Annotated in this window: 10 protein-coding genes; 6 read left to right on the top strand and 4 right to left on the bottom strand. The window is 62.2% G+C overall.

What is annotated here, in order from left to right; all coding sequences use genetic code 11:
• The first annotated feature begins 15 nt into the window (after positions 1-15).
• On the top strand, positions 16-10104 hold the full coding sequence (locus tag VNZ65_RS05335) for a non-ribosomal peptide synthetase (RefSeq protein WP_325666797.1): 10089 nt from the start codon (positions 16-18) through the stop codon (positions 10102-10104).
• A gap of 58 nt (positions 10105-10162) precedes the next feature.
• Here the strand turns inward: VNZ65_RS05335 and VNZ65_RS05330 are convergent, their stop codons facing one another.
• Both VNZ65_RS05330 and VNZ65_RS05325 read right to left on the bottom strand, forming a co-directional pair.
• A complete protein-coding gene (locus tag VNZ65_RS05330) occupies positions 10163-11620 on the bottom strand; it encodes a condensation domain-containing protein (RefSeq protein ID WP_325666795.1) in 1458 nt (485 codons plus the stop codon).
• Between the two features lie 352 nt (positions 11621-11972).
• A complete protein-coding gene (locus VNZ65_RS05325) occupies positions 11973-12503 on the bottom strand; it encodes a PaaI family thioesterase (RefSeq protein WP_325666793.1) in 531 nt (176 codons plus the stop codon).
• A gap of 325 nt (positions 12504-12828) precedes the next feature.
• Between VNZ65_RS05325 and VNZ65_RS05320 the strand changes: the two genes are divergently transcribed.
• Both VNZ65_RS05320 and VNZ65_RS05315 read left to right on the top strand, forming a co-directional pair.
• On the top strand, positions 12829-13803 hold the full coding sequence (locus tag VNZ65_RS05320; RefSeq protein WP_325666791.1) for a triacylglycerol lipase: 975 nt from the start codon (positions 12829-12831) through the stop codon (positions 13801-13803).
• Between the two features lie 8 nt (positions 13804-13811).
• Entirely contained in the window at positions 13812-14774 is a 963-nt protein-coding gene (locus VNZ65_RS05315) for a lipase secretion chaperone (protein WP_325666789.1), read from the top strand.
• 8 nt (positions 14775-14782) lie between these two features.
• Here VNZ65_RS05315 and VNZ65_RS05310 read toward each other — a convergent pair whose 3' ends face one another.
• Positions 14783-17899: an efflux RND transporter permease subunit gene (locus VNZ65_RS05310; protein WP_325666787.1), complete on the bottom strand. Its 3117-nt coding sequence runs from the start codon at positions 17897-17899 to the stop codon at positions 14783-14785.
• A 15-nt stretch (positions 17900-17914) separates the two neighbouring features.
• Complete coding sequence (locus tag VNZ65_RS05305) at positions 17915-19096, bottom strand: efflux RND transporter periplasmic adaptor subunit (RefSeq protein ID WP_325666785.1); 1182 nt, start codon at positions 19094-19096, stop codon at positions 17915-17917.
• Between the two features lie 379 nt (positions 19097-19475).
• On the opposite strand from VNZ65_RS05305, the gene VNZ65_RS05300 reads away from it, so the two are divergent.
• The 3 genes from VNZ65_RS05300 to aceA all read left to right on the top strand — a co-directional run bounded on the left by VNZ65_RS05300 (position 19476) and on the right by aceA (position 24056).
• Entirely contained in the window at positions 19476-19832 is a 357-nt protein-coding gene (locus tag VNZ65_RS05300) for a hypothetical protein (protein WP_325666783.1), read from the top strand.
• A 135-nt stretch (positions 19833-19967) separates the two neighbouring features.
• Positions 19968-22352: a TonB-dependent receptor gene (locus tag VNZ65_RS05295; protein ID WP_325666781.1), complete on the top strand. Its 2385-nt coding sequence runs from the start codon at positions 19968-19970 to the stop codon at positions 22350-22352.
• A 408-nt stretch (positions 22353-22760) separates the two neighbouring features.
• Positions 22761-24056, top strand: coding sequence for an isocitrate lyase (aceA, locus tag VNZ65_RS05290; RefSeq protein WP_061939625.1), 1296 nt, complete (start codon positions 22761-22763; stop codon positions 24054-24056).
• Positions 24057-24100: the final 44 nt, after the last annotated feature.

The raw sequence follows: 24100 nt of genomic DNA, 5'->3' as shown, positions 1-24100 counted from the left end.
ATCGTCTGGGAAGGTGTGCCGGAACCGCTGCAGGTGGTCTGGCGCGCTGCACCGCTGGTGCAGGAGGAATTGATACTGGAAGGAGATGTCGCGCGTCAGTTGCGCGAACGTTTCGACCCGCGCCTGACTCGCCTGGACTTGTCGCAAGCGCCTCTGATGCGCACCAGCTTTGCCTACGACGCCATACAGCAGCGCTGGGTGCTGCTGACTCTGATGCACCACTTGATCAGCGATCACACCACCCTGGAAGTGGTGCATGCCGAAATTGCAGCACACCTGCAGGGCCTGCAGGCGCAGCTGCCGGCGCCGCTGCAGTTTCGCAATTACGTCGCGCAAGCCCGGCTGGGTGGCAATACCGAAATCCATGAAAACTTCTTCCGGGAGTTGCTGGGCGACGTAGATGAACCGACCGCTCCCTTCGGTTTGCTGGAAGTACATGGCGATGGCGGCGGCCTGGAAGAGGGGCATGTGCGGCTCGGCGCGACGCTGTCGCAGCGCTTGCGGCAGCAGGCGCGGCAACTCGGCGTGAGCGCCGCCAGCCTCTGCCATCTGGCCTGGGCGCAGGTATTGGCGCGGGTCGCCGGCCGCAGCGATGTGGTGTTCGGCACGGTGCTGTTCGGCCGCATGCAGGGCGGCGAGGGCGCCGACCGCATGATGGGCTTGCTGGTCAACACCCTGCCTTTGCGCCTCAATATTGATACGCAAGGCGTCGCAGCCAGCGTACGGCATACGCATGCCTTGCTGGCGCAGTTGATGGACCACGAACACGCCTCGCTGACGCTGGCGCAACGAGGCAGCGCGATCGTCGCACCGCAGCCCTTGTTCTCGGCGCTGCTGAATTATCGTCACAGCATGCTGGGCGAAGCTTCCCCGGCTGAGCGGGCGATCTGGGAAGGCATCACGCAGATTTCGGGAGAAGAGCGCAGCAACTATCCCTTGAGTCTGTCGGTCGACGACCTGGGAGAAGGCTTCGCCTTGACCGCGCAAGTCGCGCCCGAGGTAGGCGCAGTGCGCGTATGCGGTTTCATGCAGATGGCGCTGGAAGGGCTGGTCACGGCGCTGGAAGCTGCGCCGGAGCGCGCCGTCAACAGTATCGATGTGATGCCGGCACAGGAACGGCATCAGGTCGTCAGCGGCTGGAATGCGACCCCGGCGCGGCATCCCAAGCAACTGCTGCCGCAGCTGTTCGAGGCGCAGGCGGCAAAGACTCCGCTGGCAGTGGCGGTGCTGCATGGCTCGGCGCAGCTCAGTTATGCCGAGCTCAATCGCCAGGCCAATCAGCTGGCGCATCATCTGCGCCAGCTGGGCGTCAAGCGCAATGACCGGGTGCTGCTGCAGCTGGAACGCTCGCTGTCGTTGATTGTTGCGATACTGGCCGTGCTCAAGTGCGGCGCCGCCTACCTGCCGATAGATGGTAGCTTGCCGGACGAACGCAAGATTTTCATGGCCAATGACAGCGGCGCCGGCGTGCTGCTGGCGTTGAGCAGCGCTGCCTGGCCGCAACAGGCAGCGCTCACCAGGGTCAATCTGGACCGGATCGCCGCCAACGCCTACGCCGCCGACAACCTGACAGCGGGAGGCGACGACGAAACGATTGCCTACATCATGTATACCTCGGGCTCGACCGGGCAGCCGAAAGGGGTGCTGGTGCCGCATCGCGGCATCAAGCGCCTGGTGCTGGAAAACGGCTATGCGGCTTTTGACGCCAGCGACCGCATCGCCTTCGCCGCCAATCCGGCCTTCGACGCCTCGACCCTGGAAATCTGGGGCGCCTTGCTGAACGGCGGCTGCATCGTAGTGATCGACAAGGAAGTATTTCTCGATCCGCTGCAACTGGCCGGCAAGCTCGAACAGCAGGGCGTCACCACGCTGTTCCTGACCACGGCCGTATTCAATCAATGTGCGGCGCTAGCACCGGAGGCATTCCGCCGCTTGCGCTTCCTGATGACCGGCGGCGAACGCTGCGACCCGGCCGCCTTTGCGCGTGTGCTGGCCGCCGGCAAACCGCAGCATCTGATCCATTGCTACGGCCCGACCGAGGCCACCACCTATGCCACGACCTACGAAGTGACGGCGCTGGATGCCGCCGAAACGAGCTTGCCGATAGGCCGGCCGATTGCCGGCACTCAGGTCTATCTGCTGGACGCGCAAGGCGAGCCGGTGCCGGTCGGCGTGACGGGCGAGATGTATATCGGCGGCGCCGGCATAGCCTGCGGTTATCTCAATCGGGAGCAGTTGACGGCAGAGCGATTTATTGCCGACCGCTTCAGCGGCCGCTCCGGTGCGCTGCTATACCGCACCGGCGACCTGGCGCGCTGGCAGGCCGACGGCAACCTGGTGCATCTGGGACGCAACGACTTCCAGGTCAAGATCCGCGGCTTCCGTATCGAGCTGGGCGAGATTGAAGCAAGGCTGGCCTCGCATCCGGCGATCCGCGAGGCAGTCGTGATTGCGCGCGAAGATAGTCCGGGAGACAAGCGCCTGGTGGCGTATGTCGTCCTCAACGAAGAGATCGATGCGGCAGCCCTGCGCTCCCATTTGAGCGCCAGCATGCCCGAGTACATGGTGCCTGCTGCCTATGTCACGCTGGCGGCGCTGCCGCTGACGCTGAACGGCAAGCTGAGTCGCAAGCATCTGCCGGCGCCCGAAGCGGATGCCTTTGCCGTGAGCGGTTATGCGGCGCCCGAAGGTGCGACGGAAACCGCCATGGCGTCCATCTGGTCGCAGCTGCTGCGGGTCGAACGGATCGGTCGTTACGATAATTTCTTCTCGCTCGGCGGCCATTCGCTGGTGGCGGTGCAGATGATTTCGCGCATCAGGCAAGTCTTCGATATCGAGCTGGCGATCAGCACTTTGTTTGCGCATCCGGTGCTGCTCGATTTTTCTGCGCAGCTGTTGGCCGGGGCTGTCAGTGTCCGGCCGCCGCTGACTGTCGCCAGCGCTGAAGAGCGTGCGCAATTGTCATTTGCGCAGCAACGCTTGTGGTTCCTGGAGAAGATGGGGGGGATCGGCCATGCCTATCATATTCCGCTGGGCTTGCAACTGGACGGCGAACTGGACCGCGTCGCCCTGATACAGGCGCTGGAACGCCTGGTATTCCGCCACGAAGCGCTGCGCACCACTTTTACCGAGACAGAAGAGCATGCCGCGATCCAACGTGTCGCGCCGGCTGAGCTTAGCCATTTTCAGCTGCTGGAACATGATTTGCGGCACCATCCCGAACGCGAAGAGGAACGGCAGCGCCTGCTTGCCGAGGAAGCATCGAGGCCGTTTGACCTGACGCAGGGACCGCTGATCCGCGGCCTCTTGCTGCAAGAGACACGGACCCGGCATACGCTGCTGATCACGGCTCATCATATTGTCTCGGACGGCTGGTCGACCGGGCTGCTGCTGGATGAAATCAGTGCGCTCTACAACGCCTACCGGCAGGGGCAGCATGATCCGCTGCCAGCCTTGGCGCTGCAATATCCGGATTACGCAGCATGGCAGCGCCGCTGGCTGAGCGGCGCCGTGCTGGAACAGCAGACCGCCTATTGGAAGGACAGCCTGGCAGGTGCGCCGACCTTGCTGGAGCTGCCGGCCGACTATCCGCGTCCGCCGCAGCAGGACTATGCCGGCTCCAGTATCGACATCAGGCTCGAGGCCGGACTGACGCGCAAACTGAAGGCCTTGAGCCAGCGCCACGGCAGCACGCTGTACATGACCTTGCTGAGCAGCTGGGCGCTGCTGCTGGGCCGGCTGTCGGGACAAGACGATATCGTCATCGGCACGCCGGCGGCCAACCGCAGCCAGCAGGAAGTGGAAGGCTTGATCGGCTTCTTCGTGAATACGCTGGCGTTGCGCATCCGGCTGCCGGAACAGGCAACAGTGACGACTCTGCTGGAGCAAGTGAAGCAGCAATCGCTGGCGGCCCAGCAGTACCAGGAAATTCCATTTGAACAGGTGGTGGAGCATACCCGTCCGTTACGCAGCATGACGCACAGCCCCTTGTTTCAGGTGATGTTTGCCTGGCAGAACGCGCCGCAAGGCAAGCTGCAGCTGTCAGGGCTGGATCTGACGCCGCTGGCGCTCAGGCAGGTGACTGCTAAATTCGACCTGACCCTGGCGCTGGGCGAAAGCGACAATACGGTGGTCGGTTCGCTGGAATATGCGACAGCGCTGTTTGAAAAAGACACGGTACGACGCTATCTCGGTTATTGGCAGCGTCTGCTGGAAGCGATGGTCGACGGCGATGCGCATCCGGTCGCCAGCCTGCCCTTGGTGGGCGAGTCGGAGCGGCAGCTGCTGGCAAGCTGGAATGCGACCGGGGTCAGCTATCCCGAGGGAGAATTCCTGCTGCATCAGCTATGCGAAGTACAGGCCGAGCGTACACCGCAGGCGGTGGCGGTGCAGTTCGGTGCGGCGCAGCTAAGCTACGCCGAACTGAATCGCCAGGCCAATCAGCTGGCGCACTATCTGCGCGAACTGGGCGTTCAGCCGGATCAGCGGGTGGCGATCTGCGCCGAACGCAGTCCGGCCATGGTGGTTGCCTTGCTGGCGGTGCTGAAGGCGGGAGCGGCCTATGTGCCGCTGGATCCCGCGTATCCGGCGGATCGCCTGGCCTACATGCTGAACGACAGCGCGCCGCGCGTGGTGCTGACGCAGACCGGGATAGAAGGCGGCTGGCAGCAGGTCAGGGCATCTATCGGCCCCGACTTGCCGCTGCTGGATCTGCAGGCGCCTAGCTGGTCAGGGTATCCGGAACATAATCCCGACAGCAGCCATCTGACGCCGTCGTCTCTGGCGTATGTGATCTACACATCGGGTTCTACCGGAAAACCGAAGGGGGTGATGAATGAGCATCGCGGCGTCGTCAATCGCATGCTATGGATGCAGCAAGCTTATGGGCTGGGACAGCAAGACGTGGTGTTGCAAAAGACGCCTTTCAGTTTCGACGTCTCGGTATGGGAATTCTTCTGGCCGCTGATGACCGGCGCCAAGCTGGTGCTGGCCAAGCCGGATGGCCACAAGGATCCCGCCTATCTGAGCGGACTCATCCGCGCCGCCGGCGTCACAACCTTGCACTTCGTGCCCTCCATGTTGCAGGTGTTTGCCGCGCACGACGAGGCCGCTGCCTGCACCAGCATTGTGCGCGTGATGTGCAGCGGCGAGGCATTGCCGGCAGCGCTGGTCGATAGTTTCCATGCGTTGCTGCCGCGAGCCCAGTTGCATAATCTGTACGGGCCTACCGAAGCGGCTGTGGATGTTACTTCCTGGACCAGTATCGCGGGAGAAAACCGGAGCGCGATTCCTATCGGCAAGCCGATTGCGAATACCAGCATCCACATCCTCGATGCGCGCGGAGAACCGGTGCCGCTGGGCGTGGCTGGAGAGTTGCATATCGGCGGCGTGCAGGTGGCGCGCGGCTACCTCAACCAGCCGCAACTGAGCGAACAGCGTTTCATCGCCAATCCCTTCTCGCAGGAGCCCGGCGCACGCCTGTACAAGACCGGCGATCTGGCGCGCTGGCAGGCTGACGGCAATCTGCTGTATCTCGGCCGCAACGATTTCCAGGTCAAGCTGCGCGGCTTTCGCATCGAGCTGGGTGAGATCGAAGTGCAACTGGCCGCGCACGCAGCGATCCGCGAGGCAGTGGTGATTGCGCGCGAAGACAGTCCGGGCGACAAGCGCCTGGTGGCTTATCTTGTGACCAGCGAGGAAGTCGATGCTGAAACCATACGCGCATATCTGAGCGTCAATCTGCCTGACTACATGGTGCCGGCGGCGTACGTCACGCTGGCGGCCTTGCCCTTGACGGCGAATGGCAAGCTGGACCGCAGCAGCCTGCCGGCGCCGGATGGCGGCGCTTACGCGGCCAATAGCTACGCAGAGCCGCAGGGAGCGGCTGAAGTTGTGCTGGCGGCGATCTGGTCGGAACTGCTGAAGATCGAGCGCGTCGGCCGCCACGACAATTTCTTCTCGCTCGGCGGTCATTCGCTGCTGGCGGTACAGATGATTTCGCGGCTGCGGCAAGCATTCGGCGTGGAGGTGGCGTTGAGCACGGTGTTCATGCATCCCTTCCTGGCAGACTTCGCAGCCGGATTGTCCGGCAGCGATACCAGCGTGCGGCCGGCGATACCGGCAACCCGTGGCGAGGAACGGGAGCAACTGTCGTTTGCACAGCAACGCCTGTGGTTCCTGGAACAGATGGGCGAGGTGCGCCAGGCCTACCATGTGCCGCTGGGCTTGCAGCTCAACGGCGAACTCGACCGGGTCGCCCTGATCCAGGCTCTGGAACGCCTGGTATTCCGCCACGAAGCCCTGCGCACCAGCTTTGTCTCCGCGCCAGGCCAGGGCGCGCTGCAGCGCGTCGCGGCGGCCGATATCAGCCATTTTCATCTGCTGGAACACGATTTGCGACATCATCCGGAGCGCGATGCCGAGCGCGAACGCCTGATCGCCGAAGAAGCGGCGGCGCCGTTTGACCTGGCGCGAGGTCCGCTGATCCGCGGCCGCCTGCTGCAAGAGACGCGCACCCGGCACACCTTGCTGATCACGCTGCATCATATCGTTTCGGACGGCTGGTCGATCGCCGTGCTGCTCGATGAGATCAGCGCGCTGTATGGCGCCTACCGGCAAGGCGAGCACGATCCTCTGCCGCCGCTGACGGTGCAGTATCCGGACTACGCCGCCTGGCAGCGGCGTTGGATGAGCGGCGCGGTACTGGAGCAGCAGACCGCCTACTGGAAGGAAAATCTGGCCGGCGCGCCGACCCTGCTGGAGCTACCCACCGATTATTCTCGTCCACTGCAGCAAGACTATGCCGGTGCGCAGGTAGCGACAGTGCTGGATGCCGCGTTGACCAAAAAACTCAAGGCCTTGGGCCAGCGCCACGGCAGCACCTTGCACATGACGCTGCTGAGCAGCTGGGCCTTGCTGCTGGGCCGGCTGGCAGGGCAGGATGACGTGGTGATCGGCACGCCGACGGCCAACCGCAGCCAGCGGGAAGTGGAGGGCCTGATCGGCTTTTTCGTCAACACGCTGGCGCTGCGCATCCGTTTGCCCGAACAGGCGACGGTAGGCGCTTTGCTGGAGCAAGTGAAGCGGCAGTCGCTGGCGGCCCAGCAGCACCAGGAACTTCCGTTCGAGCAAGTGGTGGAACATACCCATCCGGTGCGCAGCATGGCGCACAGTCCTTTGTTCCAGGTCATGTTTGCCTGGCAGAACGCGCCGCAAGGCAGGCTGCAACTGCCCGGCCTGGAGCTGACCCCGCTGCCGTTCAAGCAGATAACGGCAAAATTCGACCTGACCTTGTCGCTGGAAGAATCGGGCGACGAGATTGCCGGCGTGCTGGAATATGCCAGCGCCTTGTTCGAGCGCAGCACGATCGAGCGCTACCTCGGCTACTGGCATTGCCTGCTGCAGGCCATGGTCAGCGACGACAGCCGGCAGCTGGCCGGCCTGCCGTTGATGACCGCAGCGGAACGTCAGCAGATCGTGCAGCACTGGAACCAGACCGACGCCGTTAATCCGGCGCCCTTGCTGCCGCAACTATTCGAGGCGCAGGCGGCGCGAACGCCGGAAGCGGTGGCGGCGGTGCATGGCGTCCATCAGCTGAGCTATGCCGAGCTGAACCGCCAGGCCAATCAGCTGGCGCATCATCTGCGGCAGCTGGGCGTCAGGCGCAATGACCGGGTAGCCTTGCAGCTGGAACGCTCGCTGCCGCTGATTGTGGCCGAACTGGCGATCCTCAAGTGCGGCGCCGCCTATGTGCCGCTGGATCCTGCCTTGCCGGACGAGCGCAAGATTTTCATGGCGCGCGATTGCGGCGCCAGTCTGTTGCTGGCGCTGAGCGGCGCTGCCTGGCCTGAGCAGGCAGCGCTTACCAGGGTCAACCTGGACCAGATCGCCGCCAGCGCCTACGCCGCCGACAACCTGGCGCCGGGCGGCGACGACGAGACGATTGCCTACATCATGTATACCTCGGGCTCGACCGGGCAGCCGAAAGGGGTGCTGGTGCCGCAGCGCGGCATCAAGCGGCTGGTGCTGGAAAACGGCTATGCGGCTTTTGACGCCAGCGACCGCATCGCCTTCGCCGCCAATCCGGCCTTTGACGCTTCGACCATGGAAATCTGGGGCGCCTTGCTGAACGGCGGCCGCATCGTGGTGATCGACAAGGAGGTGTTCCTCGATCCGCTGCGTTTCGCCGAAGCACTGGAACGGCAAGGCGTCACCACGCTGTTCCTGACCACGGCGGTGTTCAACCAGTGTGCAGCAATGGTGCCGGATGCCTTCCGCCAGCTGCGCTTCCTGTTGACCGGCGGCGAACGCTGCGACCCGGCCGCTTTTGCGCGCGTGCTGGCAGTCGGCCGGCCGCAGCATCTGATTCACTGCTACGGGCCGACCGAAACCACGACCTACGCCACCACCTACGAAATTGCCGCGATTGACCCGGCACAGCCGACCATTCCGATAGGCCGGCCGATCGCCAACACCCAGGTTTATCTGCTGGACACGCATGGCGAGCCGGTGCCGGTGGGAGTGACGGGCGAGATCTATATCGGCGGCGCCGGCGTTGCCTGCGGCTACCTCAACCGGGAAGAGCTGACGGCGCAGCGTTTCGTTGCCGATCGCTTCAGCGGCCGCCCTGGTGAGCTGTTGTACCGCACCGGCGACCTGGCGCGCTGGCAGGCCGACGGCAACCTGGTGCATCTGGGGCGCAACGACTTCCAGGTCAAGATCCGCGGCTTCCGCGTCGAACCGGGCGAGATCGAAGCCAGGCTGGCCCAGCATCCGGCGATCCGCGAGGTGCTGGTGATGGCCCGCGAGGAGCACCTGGGAGAGCGGCGCCTGGTTGCCTATATCGTTGTTAACGAAGCAGTCGATGTAGACACCCTGCGTTCATACCTGGGCGCCGGCATGCCCGAGTACATGGTGCCGGCGGCTTACGTCACGCTGGCGGCGCTGCCGCTGACGGCGAACGGCAAGGTCGACCGCAAGCAGCTGCCGGCGCCGGAAGCGGATGCCTATGCCGTCGGCGGCTATGCGGCGCCGGAGGGCGAGATCGAGGTGGCCCTGGCCGAGATCTGGTCAGAACTGCTGCAGATCGCCAGTATCGGCCGTCACGACAATTTCTTCGCGCTGGGCGGCCATTCGCTGTCGATCCTGCAAGTGGTGACCATGCTGAAGAAAAAAGGTGTGCGGATTTCAGCCAGCGACGTGTTTACTTATCCAACCGTGGCGGCGCTGGCCGAGCATATTGCGCAGCTCAATCCGCTGGAGACCGAGAACGCGGCGGTGCTGGTGCGCGCCGGCGGCCGCCAGCGCCCATTGTTCCTGATGCACGAGGGTTCCGGCTTGCTGATCTATGCGCACATGCTGGCGCTGCATATCGATCCGGGCATCCCGGTGTACGGTTTGCCGCCGCTGCCGTCCGAAGAAACACCGCTGCTGAGCGTGCACAGCATGGCGACGCGCATGCTGGGATTGATACGCGCGGTGCAGCCGAACGGGCCTTACCGCCTGGCCGGCTGGTCCTTCGGCGGCGTGCTGGCTTACGAGGTGGCGCAGCAGTTCATCAGGGAAGGCGAGCGGGTCGAATTTGTCGGCCTGTTCGATACCCATTGCTCGATTGGCGACGACGACGAGCGCGAAGAAAAGCTGGGCGACAAGCAGCTGATGCTGACCCTGCTGGAAGCCGCCGCCAGCAATGATCCGCTGCTGCGGGGGGCGATGGAGCAGCTGAAGGCGGTCGCCGCCGACGCCGACATCCAGACCCTGATGCAGATGGCCAGGCGCAGCGGCTTGTTCCCGGCCGGATTTTCCTTGCAAGGCTTACTGCAGCTGATGGAGAACAGCCGCACCATCATCCGCGCCTATGGCGAGTATGCGGTACAGCCGATCGCCGTTCCGGTGCACTATTACAGCGCTGCGGGAGATACGGTCAACGAACCGTTGCGGGGCTGGGGTGAAGTGCTGTCGGAGATGCAGCTGCGGCTGATCCCGGTGCCGGGAACGCATCAGTCGATGATGATTTCCCCGCATATAGAGGTGTTTGCCGCTGCCTTGAATAGCGCGCTGGAGGCGGTGAGGCTGGAAGGGAAGCTGGCGGCTGCGCCGCTTTGAAGGATGGCGCAATCCGTCACGGCTCAGGCAGCATCAGCCTGAGTCGTGGCGGTTGCCTTCAACTGCGTGAATCTTCCGCGCCATGTCGCGGCGGCGATGGCTCGCCTTCGAAACGTAGTGCGATGGCTGGCTCCTTGCGAGTCAGCTGTTGTTCTATCAGCGCCGCCAGGCGGCTGTCCGCGATCGCGTGGTCCGCATCTCCGGCGCCTGCCGCCAAGTGCTTGCGGCCGGTGGCATCAGCCAGTTCAAGCTGACCGATCTTCTGTGCCGGACTATGGCTGGCTGCGGCCAGAAAAGTGAGCAGCCGGCGCTGATGTTCGGCCAGCATCTGGGCGCTGTGGGTTGCCGGATTGGCGTCGAAGTTGATCTCCAGGTCCCGGCCGGCGCCGCGCTCGTAGATGGTGATGGCCAGGTCTTCCGCGCTGCCGTCGCACAGCTGGCGCAGGCGGGCCGGATGGCTGCCGAAGCGCAAATCGCAGTGGCTGGATTCTGCTTTGATTACTGTGCTGAACAATTGCCTTTTGCCGGACAGCATGCGTAAGTCATGGCGCAGTTCTTCGCACGGATAGGATTGGTGCAGCGATATTTGCCGCATCTGCCGGCCGACGTCGCGCATCAACTCTTCGAACGACAGCTCGGCATTCAGCGCCAGGCGCAGCGGCATGGTCCCTGTCATGCCGGCCGCAACGCCGACCAGCATGTCCGTCACGCCGCTGGCGCGATGCAGGAACGCGGCAGTGACGGCAATCAGGAGTTGCGGCAGGCTGATCTCCAGTTTGTGCGCGATGCTGCGCAAGGCCTGCACCCCGGCGGCGGGAAAGCAGGCGCTCTGGCGCAGTAAAGCGTCGCCGTTGAAATGGCGCTGCAGCGACAGGCTCAATGGTGCGGGCGCATCATGCAAGCGCCCAGTCCAGTAGTTGCGATCGGCAGCATAGCGTGCCGATTCACGATAGGCGTTTTCGTCCTGCAACTGCTGTGCAATCGATGGCAAGGGAGCTGCTGCCGGCAGCGGATGGTGCTGGTCCAGCGCGCTGTAAACGGCGGCCAGGCGGTGCGCTGTGCGGCCATGATCCGAGCCGTCCGGCAAGATGCGGTGGCTGCGGTGATACCAGATATAGCGCTCGCGGGCGGTGCGCAGCAATGCCGACAGCCATGGCCGGCCGCGCACCAGATCGATGATGCGGCTGTAATCAGCGCGCATCCAGGCTTCCGCCGCAGCCTCCGGATCGCGCTCGCGGCTGAAATCGAGATAGGGCAGTTCGCCGCTGAAGCATGGTTCCACGATCTGCCGCGGTCCGTCTTCGGTGTCCAGCAGACGCAGGCGCGCAGACTCGGTTTCATCCGCCACTTTTTGCAGCGCTGCGAGGAACTGCGCGAGATCAATCTCGCCGACGATATCGACGGCCTCGGCGACATTGAAGTTGTCGCCGTGCGCGGCGCATTTGACTTTGAGCCACACTGCCGCCTGACTGGTAGTGAGTGCGGTCGCAGCGGCAGGATGGGCGACGGTTTCCAAGCAGTTCTCCATGGCGTGAGTGAAACTGGATCGGTCTGCGTGCCGGCGTGCGGACGGCGTGATGCTGCTGTCTGCATTGAGGCATGCGTAAAACAAGTGGCTTTACGGATGATTTCTATTGCGTACGAAGAGAGGCTTGATGCAGGCCGTCGGCCGCTTTCAGGCGCAAAAGAATATAGCCGCTCGATTTTTACTTTGCTAGCTATAAAAAGTGACAGCTGGTTTAAAGCGTCAATTGATGTTAGGCGATTTGCGCGGGAGCAGAGGAGAGGGCTTTCGTTCGGGGCATGGTGGATGAAGCGGCCCGGCGCGTTTGCGGCATGTCGTCGCGCCGAGCATCCTGCCGCTTTGCTTATGGTAGCGCAAACACCAGGCAAGTGGTGGTCGCATGCGCATAAATTTTTCCATCGACGTCGACGATATTGGCTTCCGCCACGCCGACCCTGCCGCCGACCTGTATCACCTTGCCGATCGCGCGCACCGGGCCGGTCTTGTCGGTCAGTGCGCGGATCAGGTTGACCTTCAGTTCCAGCGTGGTGTAGCCGCTCCCTTTCGGCAGAACCGATTGCACCGCGCAGCCCAGTGCCGAATCCAGCAAGGTGCAAAAGTAGCCGCCATGGACGCTGCCGATCGGGTTGTAGTGCTGCATGCCCGGCGTGCCTTGGAAGATGACACGGCCCGGTTCCGCTTCCAGCAGGTTGAAGTCGAGCGTCTGCGCAATCGGCGGGATCGGCAGCTCGCCGGCCAGGATGCGTTGTAAAAATTCAACGCCACTGTATTGCTTCAACTGTTCCAGCGAGGCGACGCCGGGATCAGCCAATTTTGCGCGCACCGCCGCATCCTGTGCCTGCCATTGCGCCAGGGTTTCTTCTCGAGTGGACATGTTTTCTCCTGTAGATATTGTCGGTTTGACGGCCCGCATCATTATGCCTTGCCGCCCTGCATACCGCTGCCGGCCCCGATTAGTGGACTGCCACAGCCAAATCAAGAGTGCCTGTCACCATCCGACACGCATGGCGGCGTTGCACATGCTCGCCCTGCGCGCCGGATACGCGCCCTTCACTCTCGATTAGGCTGTGGCAGTCCACTGACGGCCGGTTTCCAATGCTGCTCTGCACGATGAGTATTGATTGTAGACAGGTTTGTATATGTGTACTATTGAGTCAACAAAAGAGCACGACCGTGCGTTTATATAAGGAGATGTGGTTATGAAATCGCTACGCCGAATCGCAGTTGCTTCTGTCTTTTGCTGTTGCCTGCCATTGGGGCAGGCCCAGGCTTCCGTCTTCAGCCTGTTCGGGACCGCCGCGTCCAGCGCCTACGCGCAAACCAAGTATCCGATCGTGCTGGTGCACGGCCTGGCAGGCACTTCCAAATACTTCGGCGTGGTCGACTACTGGTGGCAGATCCCCAGCGACCTGCGCGCCAATGGCGCTACGGTGTATGTGGCGGATGTTTCTGCCTTCAACAGCGATGAGCAGCGTGGCGAAGAGTTGTTGAAGCAAATCAGCAGCGTGCTGGCCGCCACCGGCGCCAGCAAGGTCAACCTGATTTCGCACAGTCAGGGCGGCACCACCTCACGCTACGCCGCCGCGGTCAAGCCGCAATGGATCGCCTCGGTCACCACCATCGCCACGCCGCATGCGGGCACGCCGGTGGCTGACACCGTCAATCTGGCGCCGCAGGCCTTGAAAGACCTGCTGGCTGACGGCACCTCGGTGCTCGGGCAACTGCTGAGCCTGTTTGTCGGCAACCCGCAGCCGCAGGATCCGCTGGCTGCCTTGAGCGGCCTGACTACGGCCGGCGCCGCGAATTTCAACCGTCTCTATCCCAGCGCCGGCGTGCCCGCCAACTGCAGCGTGAATGGGGCTGCATCTGAAGTCCGCAGCGGCAATACCCAATTACTGTATTCCTGGACCGGCAACTCGGCCGGCACCAACATCCTCGACGTCACCGATCCGGTGATGGTGCTCGGCAGCGTCATCATCAAGACGGCTGGCGGCGGCGCCAATGACGGCCTGGTGCCGGTATGCAGCGCGCGCTTCGGCCGCGAGCTGGGCGTGTACGGCTGGAACCACCTGGACGAAGTCAACCAGCTGTTCGGCCTGCGCGGTCTGTTCAGCGCCGATCCTGTGGTGACCATCCGCACCCAGGCCAACCGGCTCAAGACTGCCGGGCTATAAGGACAGCGATGCAGACCAGACACCGATTTATCCTGGGAATAACAGTTGTGGTGCTTGGTTTGCTTGCTGCAGCGCTGTTTTGTTTCCGCTCGGCGGAACCGGTAGCGCTTGCCGCGGGCATGCAAGCAGCTGCGCCGGCAAATGCGACGGATCGTGCCGGCCCCGGGCAGTTGAATGCAGCTGTTAGCGAGCATCTCGCTAGCGCCGGCGACACCAGCCCACCGCCAGGACTGGCGGTGGGCGCGGGCCAGCACCTGCAAGTCAACCGCGCCTTGCGCGACGTGTTCGACTATTACCTGCTGGGCGGCTTGCCCGGTTCGCGCAGCGAGCACATGGCTCAGCTGCTGGCTTATCTGAAAAGCGGCCTGCCGGTGCGGGCTTATGCCGACGGCGAGCGGCTGGCGCGCGCCTATGTGGGCTATCTGGCGGCGCACGACGCGCTGCTGGAACGCCAAACTCCGCCGGCAATCACTGCAGACAGCAAGATGGCGCCAGTGGATGCGGAGCGCATGGCGACCTGGCTGGCGCAACTGTCGCGCTTGCGGCAAGACATGCTGGGGATCGAAGTGGCGAAGATCTGGTTCGGCGCTGAAGAGGCAGAATCGCAGCGCATGCTGGCTGCCTTGCGCGGCGGCGTCAAGAGCGGCCTGAGCTCGGTCGCCGCCGATCCTGTGCAAAAGAGCTTTGACGATCTGCGTCAGTTGCGCCAGCAGGGCGCGAGCCAGCAGGCGCAGCACGAGATGATGGCGCAGCAGTTTGGTCCGGCGGCGGCGCAGCGTTTTGATCAGCTGGGGCAGGAAGAGCAGGCCTGGCAGGACCGCTACGCACAGTATCGCCAGGCCGCGGACCAGATCCGCCAGCAGACCGGCAGCGCCGAAGAAGACCGCAACAGGCAGATCGAAGCTTTGCGCAACCAGAGCTTTAGCGACCCTGCCGAACGCATGCGGGCGCAGGGTCTCGACCGCCGCTGAGAGGAAAATCAGGATTCGCTGGGCAGCGCTGCCGTTTCCGCTTCCTTGGCGTGTCCACCCTTGAAGTAGCGCAGCGCACGCTTGCCCCAGCTGTCCAGATAGCTATAAGCCACCGGCACCACCACCAGCGTCAGCAGGGTCGAGGTGATGATGCCGCCGATCACCGCGCGCCCCATCGGCGCCTGGGTTTCCCCGCCGTCGCCCAGGCCCAGCGCCATCGGCAGCATGCCGAACAGCATCGCCAGCGTGGTCATCAGGATAGGGCGCAGGCGCACCTGGCCAGCCGCCAGGATAGCGTCGTATTGCGCGCTGCCGTTGCGCTGTTCGCGATTGCTGAAGTCGACCAGCAGGATCGCATTCTTGGTGACCAGTCCCATCAGCATGATGAAGCCGATGATGGAAAAGATGTTCAGCGTGCTGCCGGTGATCAGCAAGGCCAGGAATACGCCGATCAGGGAAAACGGCAGCGCAGCCATGATGGCGATCGGCTGCAGGAAGCTGCCGAACTGCGATGCCAGGATCAGGTAGATGAAGATCACGGCGATGCCCAGTGCCGCCAGCGCCGCGCCGAAGGCTTCCTGCATGTCCTTGGTGCGGCCGCCGACGTCGAAACGATAGCCGGGCGGCAGCTCGATCTGCTTGATCACGGCTTGCACTTCAGTGCCGACGTCGCCCGAAGGGCGGCCTTCGACGTTGGCGTAGATGCCGATGCGGCGCTGCAGGTCCTGGCGCTTGATCACGCGCGGGCTGGAAGTGTGGACGAATTCAACGACCTGGCGCAGCGGCACCATGACCGGCTTGCCGTCGCTGTCGAGGTTGCTGCTTGCGACCGACAGGTCACCCAGATCGGCGATCTTCTGGCGGCCGGATTTCGGCAGCTGCACATTGACTTCATAGTTTTGTCCGTCCGCCGCCAGCCAGTGGCCGTTGGCGTCGCCGGAGACGAACGGCCGCAGGGCGGCGCCGATCTGCTGCACGCTCAGGCCGAGGTCGCTGGCGAGGGCATTGTTGACTTTGATGGTGATCGCAGGGTTGGCTGCGGTCAGGCTGTTTTCCAGGTCGGTGATGCCCTTGATCTTGCCGATCTTCAGCATTACCTGGTCGGCGATGGCGCTCAGCTTGTCGGTTTCCGGGCCGAGAATCGCCACATAGATCGGCTTGTCCCAGCCTACCGATAATTCGATTCCAGGAATCGTTTTCAGGCGCTCACGGATATTCTTTTCCACTTCCTTCTGCCCGATGCGGTAACTGGTGTTGCGATTGGTCAGGGTCAGGTTCATGTCGGCCGCATTGCGGCCATCGTCGGTGCCGACGGTGGTGCTGATGTTCTCGATCTGCGGCATCTTGCGCAGCGCCTCTTCGACCTGGCGCATCTTGCTGTCGGTGTAGGCCAGGCTGGAGCCGACCGGGGTTTTCAGCTTGAGGGCAATGAAGCCCTGGTCGGTATCCGGAATGAATTCGGTGCCGACCAGCGGCGCCAGGAACAGGCTGCCGACGAACAGCGCCAGCGCCAACGACAGCGTGGTCTTGCGCCAGGCCAGCGCGCGTTGCAGGATGCGGCCGTAGACGCCGTGGATGCGCTCGATCAGGTGCTCGATGGCTGCCATCAGGCGCGCCAGCCAGGGCAGGCGCTTGAAACGGTTTTCCGGCGGATCGGGCCAGACCGAGGACAGCATCGGATCCAGCGTAAAGCTGACGAACAGGGACACCAGCACCGCCACCGTGACCGTGACGCCGAATTGCAGGAAGAAGCGGCCGATGATGCCCTTCATGAATGCCACCGGCACGAATACCGCGACGATGGCAAAAGTGGTGGCCATCACCGCCAGGCCGATTTCCTGGGTGCCGTCGCGCGCCGCGGCGACGTGGCTCTTGCCCATGCCGAGGTGGCGCACGATGTTTTCGCGCACCACGATGGCGTCGTCGATCAGCAAGCCGATGCACAGCGACAGCGCCATCAAGGTCATGAAATTCAGGGTAAAGCCGAAAGCGTGCAGGGCGATGAAGCTGGCGATCACGGAAATCGGCAAGGTCAGGCCGGTAATGATGGTGCTACGCCAGGAATGCAGAAACAGGAACACGATCAGGATGGTCAGCGCGGCGCCTTCGAGGATGGTTTCCTTGACCCGGTCGAGCGAGCTTTTGACGTTGTCGGAATTGGCGTGGACGATCTTGATCTCGACGTCCTTCGGCAGCTGCGTCTTCAAGACGTCCACTTCATTGCGCACGCCGTCGCCCACGGCGACGATATTGGCGTCCTGGATCTTGGTGATGTCGAGGTTGATGGCGCGCTGGCCGTTGAAGCGCGAGATCGAGCTCTCTTCGCGTTCGCCGTCGGCGATCTGCGCCACCTGGTCCAGGTAGACCGGGCTGCCGCCGCGGCGGGCCACGATGATCTGGCCGAAAGCGCGCGGATCTTTCATCTTGCCTTCCAGCCGCACCAGCTGCTCGGAGGCGCCGCGGGTGATGAGGCCGGCCGGCATGTCCTGGTTGGTGCTCTGGATCGCATTCAGGATTTCGTCGACGCCGACTTTTTGCGCCGCCATCTGTTCCGGCTTGAGGTTTACCAGCACCTGGCGGCTGACGTTGCCGCCGATATCGACCTTGGCGACGCCGGCCACCGCCTGCAGGCGCTTGACGATGATCTGTTCGGCCAGGGTCGAGAGGTCGCGCAGGCTGCGCGTGCTCGAGGTCACGCTGAGCGAGGCCAGCGGCTGGGTATTCAGGGTATCGCCGCGGACGATGAAGGGATCCTTGGCGTCCTTCGGCATGCTGGGACGGATTTGAGCGATCTTGTCGCGCACTTCCTGCACTGCGCGGTCCATGTTGACGTTCAGCTCGAAAGTCACCCAGGTGTCGTTGCGTCCTTCATACGAACTGGAGAGGATGGTCTTGATGCCGCTGACTGAATTGATGGTGTCTTCGATCGGCTTGGTGATGTCGTTCTCGACCGCTTCCGGCGAGGCGCCAGGGTAACGCATCTCGATCAGCAGGCCGGGCGTCTGGATGTCCGGCATCTGCTCCAGCCCCAGCTCCTGGTAGGAGAACAGGCCCAGCACCAGCAACGCCACCATCACCATGGTGGCGAACACTGGATGATTGATACTGATTTTGGTTATCCACATGACGCGTCGTTTCCTCTAGCTGTTGCGCTTGGCGCCGGCGCTTTCCGCCATCTTGACTGCGCTGCCGGGCTTGACGCCGTCCAGCCTGGTCACGATCACGTGCGCGCCTGGCGTCAGGCCAGAAGTCACTTCGACCAGGTTTTCATCGTCGCTGCGCAAGCCCAGCGTCACCGGCTGCGCCACGATCAGGTTGTTCTGCACCGTGTACACCAGGTCGACGCCGTTTTCATGGCGCAGCGCGCCCAGCGGCAGCAGCGGCCGCACTGCGCTCTTCTGCAGGGTGATGGCGCCCTTGGCGAACATGCCGCCTTTCAGCGCGCCGTCGCCATTGTCGACCGCGATATACACCTTGATGGCGCGCGAACCGGTTTCTGTCGCAGGATTGACGCGCGTCACCTTGCCGGCGAAGCGGCGCTCCAGAAAGCCGTCCACGGCGAACAGCACATCCTGGCCCAGCCTGACGCGCGGGATCTCGCTGGCCGGCACCTGGGCTTCCAGCGTCATCTGGCTCAGGTCCATGATGCTAAACAGCGGCGAATCGGGCGAGACCTTGTCGCCTTGCTGGATTTCGCGCTTGCTGACAATGCCAGCGATCGGCGCATGGATGGTGGCGTCGTCCATTGCCCGTTGCGCGATCTCCAGCTGCGACGAGGCCGATTTGACAGTCGCCTCGGCCACTTCGACGCTGTTGTGCGCGGTATCGAAGGCATTTTGCGAGATGTATTTCTGCTTCAGCAGCATCTGGTTGATGTCGTGGTTCTTGTTGGCCAGCGCCAGCTTGGCCTTGGCTTCGTCAAGCGTGGCCTGCTGGCTGGCATAGCGCGCTTTCAGGTCGGCCGTGTCGAGCTGGGCCATGACCTGGCCGCGCTTGACCTGCATGCCCTCGCGCACCAGGGTTTCGCGTACTTCGGCGGCGACCTTGGATTTGACCGTGGCTTGCACCAGCGGCATCAGCGAGCCGGACAAGGGCAGGGTGATGCGCAATTCCCGGGCGTCGATCAGGGCGACGTCACTGGCGGCCAGTTCAAACGCATGCGTCTTTGGCGTTGTCGCCTTGCCATTGTCGGCCTGCCTGGCGTCGCTGTTCCTGGCGTGCAGGGCGAACCAGCCGCCGCCGGCAAGCGCAATGACCAGCAACAGGGCAAGCGGCTTGCGCCAGCCGATACGTGAACGCGACGACGGTGATGAATTTGTCATGATTGCCGTTGTAAATGTGACAGGCCAGGAAAAAAGTTGTGGCATATTATGGAGGAACTTGTATCGCTATGTGGCAACAATTTAATGAGTTTTGAGTGAAGGTCAGGCCAGGTGCGGCCAGTCCGAATGTCAAACGGAGCAGGCAGCTCTGCTGTCCCAGGAAATTTGACAATCCATGCAACTGTGTTGCAATTGGCTTGCAAGCAATACCGGTTCCCGCTTACACTCTCTGCTTGCAGTTACAAATTGTGATTCCCCGTTTTTCAGCAGTTAATTCATCAGGTTCACGCTACATGCTTCTTCAAGCCAGCCCAGCTCTGCCGGTTTCGCGCCCAATGCGCGGCGTCGTCACGCCTGTAGCCTTGGCAATGCAAGCCCGTTGCTGTTCCTCGGCATCGCCATGCGCCTGATCGTCGAATCCCATTTCCGCGCACGGCGCCGCTTCAAGCTGCGGCTGCAGCAGTGTGCGCTGTGGCTGGCGCTGGCGATCCTGGTGTTGCAGCTGGTCGGCATGGCCTTCCATAATCACAGCCTGGCCGAAGTATCTTCCGACTGCATCAGCTGCGACCTGGCGGCCGACTTCCCGGCGCCAGTCCCATCCACCCCGGTGCCGGTGCTGACGCCGGTCCTGGTCTTCGCCTATAGCAGCTTTGCCGAACCGGTCTATATCTATACCCCGGCGCAGCAGCACTATCTGACGCCGCACTCCCAAGCTCCGCCATCCTCCCTGGTCTGACGTTTTGTTTTTTCTTTTGGCCTGAGGCTGCTTGATCCCAAGCCGCCTGTAGCGATGTTCCGCGCGCCCCGATCTTTAGCAACGGGCAGATGCGGAAAACGCTGGCCGGCTTATTCGTCTTATCGGAGTTTGAGAATGAAATCACGCTTGTTGCGCCCACTACAATTGAGCGCCATGATTGCGCTAGCCTATGGCTGCGCCGGTTTTGCGCCATCTGCTGCCTATGCACAGTCCGCCCCCAAACAGATCAGCGGCGCTATCCACGACGCCCTCGGTCAGCCTTTGCCGGATGCGACAGTCGCCCTGAAAGACGCTGCCGGCAAAGCGGTTGGCACTACCAAGAGCGACCAGCAAGGCCATTTCACGTTTAGCGACATCGCGCCAGGCAGCTATGCCATCAGCGTCGGCAAGCCGTCGTTCCAGTCGGAGAACGGCACGGTCACCGTGGTCGACGAGAATGGCGCAACCGCGGACGTAACCTTGAAAGCCAGTGCCGGCACAGTCAGCGCGAGCAATGCGGTGGTGGTCACCGCCGACCGCCTGGACCGCGCCCGCAACGGCATCCAGGTGGAAACCGGCAGCAGCATCTACCGCATCGGCCGCAAGGAAATCGCCGCCATGCCGCAGGGCGAAGACACTGCCTTCAACGAAGTGCTGCTGCGCGCGCCTGGCGTGGCCCAGGATTCCTTCGGCCAGTTGCACGTACGCGGCGACCACGCTAATCTGCAGTACCGCTTGAACGGCATCATCCTGCCGGAAAGCATTTCCGGCTTCGGCCAGACCCTGGATACGCGCTTTGTCGACAGCGTCAGCGTGCTCACCGGCGCCTTGCCGGCGCAGTATGGCTACCGCACCGCCGGCGTGGTCGATATCCATACCAAGAACGGCGAGCTGGCCAACGGCGGCAATATCGGCGTGCAGATCGGCAGCAACAACACGCGCCAGATCAACGGCGACGTCAGCGGCAGCACCGATTCCTTCAGCTATTACATCAACGGTTCGTTCGAAGCCAACAACCTCGGCATCGAGAATCCTACCGGCGCCTCCAGCGCCTTGCATGACCGCACCTTGCAAAACAAGGCCTTCGGCTATTTCTCTTATCTGCTCGATCCTGATACCTGCGTCAGCCTGATTCTCGGTAATTCCGACGGCCGGTTCCAGATACCGAACAGTCCAGGCAAGACGCCCGGCTTCCAGCTTGACGGCGTGACCGACTATCCATCCGCCGACGTCAATGAACGGCAGCATGAAACCAATCGCTACGGCATTCTTGCGCTGCAAGGCAAGATCGGTTCCGACATCGATTACCAAGTGGCCGCCTTCAGCCGTTATTCCAAGGTGCTGTTCGAACCGGACCAGGTCGGCGACTTGTTGTATACCGGCGTGGCTTCGCGCGTATTGCGCACCGGCCTGGCGAATGGCTTGCAGGCCGACGGCAGCTATCGCCTGAACGCCAGTCACACCATCCGCGCCGGCGTCAACTACACCCGCGAGAACTTGAAGAACAGCGACAATTCGCTGACTTTTCCGACCGACGACAGCGGTAACCAGTCGTCGACTCAGCCGATCACGCTGGCCGACAGCAGCCAGAAGACCACCAACCAGGCCGGCGTCTACCTGCAGGACGAATGGAAAATCAGCGACCAGGTCACCGTCAATTACGGCGCCCGCGCCGATTGGGTGAATGCCTATGTGAACGCCAGCCAGTTCAGCCCGCGCATCGGCGTGGTGTACCAGATGACGCCGCGCACCACTTTCCACGCCGGCTACGCCAAGTACTTCACGCCGCCGGCCAGCGAGCTGATCGGCGCCAGTACTGTCGCCAGCTTCAATGGCACGACCAACGCTTCCGCCAGCAGCCAGAACGACCCGGTGCAGGCGGAGAGCTCGGATTATTACGACCTCGGCGTCAATCACCAGCTCACGCAGCACGTCACTCTGGGACTGGATGGCTACTACAAGAAGGTCAAGAACCTGCTGGACGAAGGACAGTTCGGCTCGGCCTTGCTGTACACGCCGTTCAACTACGCACAAGGCAAGGTGTACGGCCTGGAGCTGACCCTCAACTACCACAAGGACAATCTGTCGGCCTACCTGAACCTGGCGCGTTCCGTGGCGCTGGGCAAGAACATCACCTCCAGCCAGTACAACTTCGGCCAGGATGAGCTGACGTACATCTCGAACCACTGGGTGCATTTGGACCATGACCAGGCCATTACCGCTTCGACCGGGGTTTCTTATCTGTGGCAAGGCACCACCCTGACCGCCGATGCCTTGTTCGGCAGCGGCTTGCGCAGCGGTTTCGCCAATACCGATCACTTGGCGGCGTATACCGAAGTCAACCTGGGCGCCAGCCACGTGTTCGGCGAAAGCCCGATCGGCAAGGTCACCACCCGCTTGAGCGTGATCAACCTGTTCGACAAGGTGTATGAAATCCGTGACGGTTCCGGCATCGGCGTCGGCGCGCCGCAGTATGGGCAGCGGCGCGGTTTCTATTTGTCGATGAGCAAGGCGTTTTAAGCAAAGCCGGTTTTATAGCTGGCTTTATAGGAAGGGTAGGGTGGGCAGATTTTCTGCCCACGCAGAACGCAGATGATTCGTCAGCGTGGGCAGAAAATCTGCCCACCCTACGACTGCTTTAAGCCGTAAGGTGAAGGCGGGGAGCTTGCTCTCCGCTTTTTTTTGCATTTTTCAGGATACGCAATTTGCATTTCATAATGTGAAAAATGCAAACGCAGAGCACCATTTTTAAATTTCATTCTCAGAAATTTTATTCCACATCGCAAAAAATAGAAGTTAAGTATTTGAATTTAAAGAAAATAAAAAAACTTATATGTCTTATATAAGACCTTGTTGCCTCGCACAGATAAGCCTACTATTTAGTCATCGGATTTGATTTCACTTTTTGTTTTTAACAGGAGAACGACGATGACTACACGTGAACAGCAAGTTGCCGCACTGGCCAAGGACTGGGCAGAGAATCCACGCTGGAAGGGCGTTACCCGCAATTACTCGGCAGAAGACGTGGTGCGTCTGCGCGGTTCGGTGCAGATCGAACACTCGCTGGCAAAGCGCGGCGCCGACAAGCTGTGGACGCTGCTGCACGAGGAGCCATTCGTCAACGCCCTCGGCGCACTGACCGGCAACCAGGCCATGCAGCAAGTCAAAGCCGGTTTGAAAGCGATCTATCTGTCAGGCTGGCAAGTTGCCGGCGACGCCAACCTGGCCGGTGAAATGTATCCCGACCAGTCGCTCTATCCAGCCAACTCGGTGCCGCTGGTAGTCAAACGCATCAACAATACTTTCCAGCGCGCCGACCAGATCCAATGGTCGGAAGGCAAGGACGATATCGACTTCTTCGCCCCTATCGTGGCCGATGCGGAAGCCGGTTTCGGCGGCGTCTTGAATGCCTACGAACTGATGAAATCGATGATCGATGCCGGCGCTGCCGGTGTTCACTTCGAAGATCAGCTGGCATCTGTCAAGAAGTGTGGTCACATGGGCGGCAAAGTGTTGGTGCCAAGCCGTGAAGCGGTTGAAAAGCTGAACGCGGCGCGCCTGGCGGCCGACGTTTCCGGCACCTCGACACTGGTGATCGCCCGTACCGATGCCGAAGCGGCCGACCTGCTGACTTCCGACGTCGATGAAAACGACAAGCCGTTCCTGACCGGCGAGCGCACCGTCGAAGGCTTCTACAAGACCCGTCCAGGCATCGACCAGGCCATCTCGCGCGCACTGGCTTACTCGCCGTACGCCGACCTGGTGTGGTGCGAAACCGGCAAGCCGGACCTGGCCTTCGCCAAGAAATTCGCGGAAGCGGTGCATGCCAAGTTCCCGGGCAAGATGCTGGCCTATAACTGCTCGCCATCGTTCAACTGGAAAAAGAATCTGGACGACGCCACCATCGCCAAGTTCCAGAAAGAACTGGGCGCGATGGGCTACAAGTTCCAGTTCATCACGCTGGCCGGTTTCCACGCGCTGAACTACTCGATGTTCAACCTGGCGCACGGCTATGCACGCAACCAGATGTCGGCTTTCGTCGAGCTGCAGGAAGCAGAATTCGCTGCCGCCGACAAGGGCTTCACCGCGGTCAAGCACCAGCGCGAAGTCGGCACCGGCTACTTCGACGCCGTGACCCAGGCCATCCAGCAAGGCCAGTCCTCGACTACCGCGCTGCACGGCTCGACCGAAGATGAGCAATTCTTCGAAGCCAAGGTGGCTTGATTAGCTTGATTCAGTAGAACGACCTGGTTTATTGAACGCCGGTT

It is taken from the genome of Collimonas sp. (genome assembly GCF_035566555.1).
Taxonomy (GTDB): Bacteria; Pseudomonadota; Gammaproteobacteria; order Burkholderiales; family Burkholderiaceae_D; genus Collimonas.
Note: the sequence above shows the minus strand (reverse complement) of the source record. Positions and strands in the feature narration are given on the sequence as shown.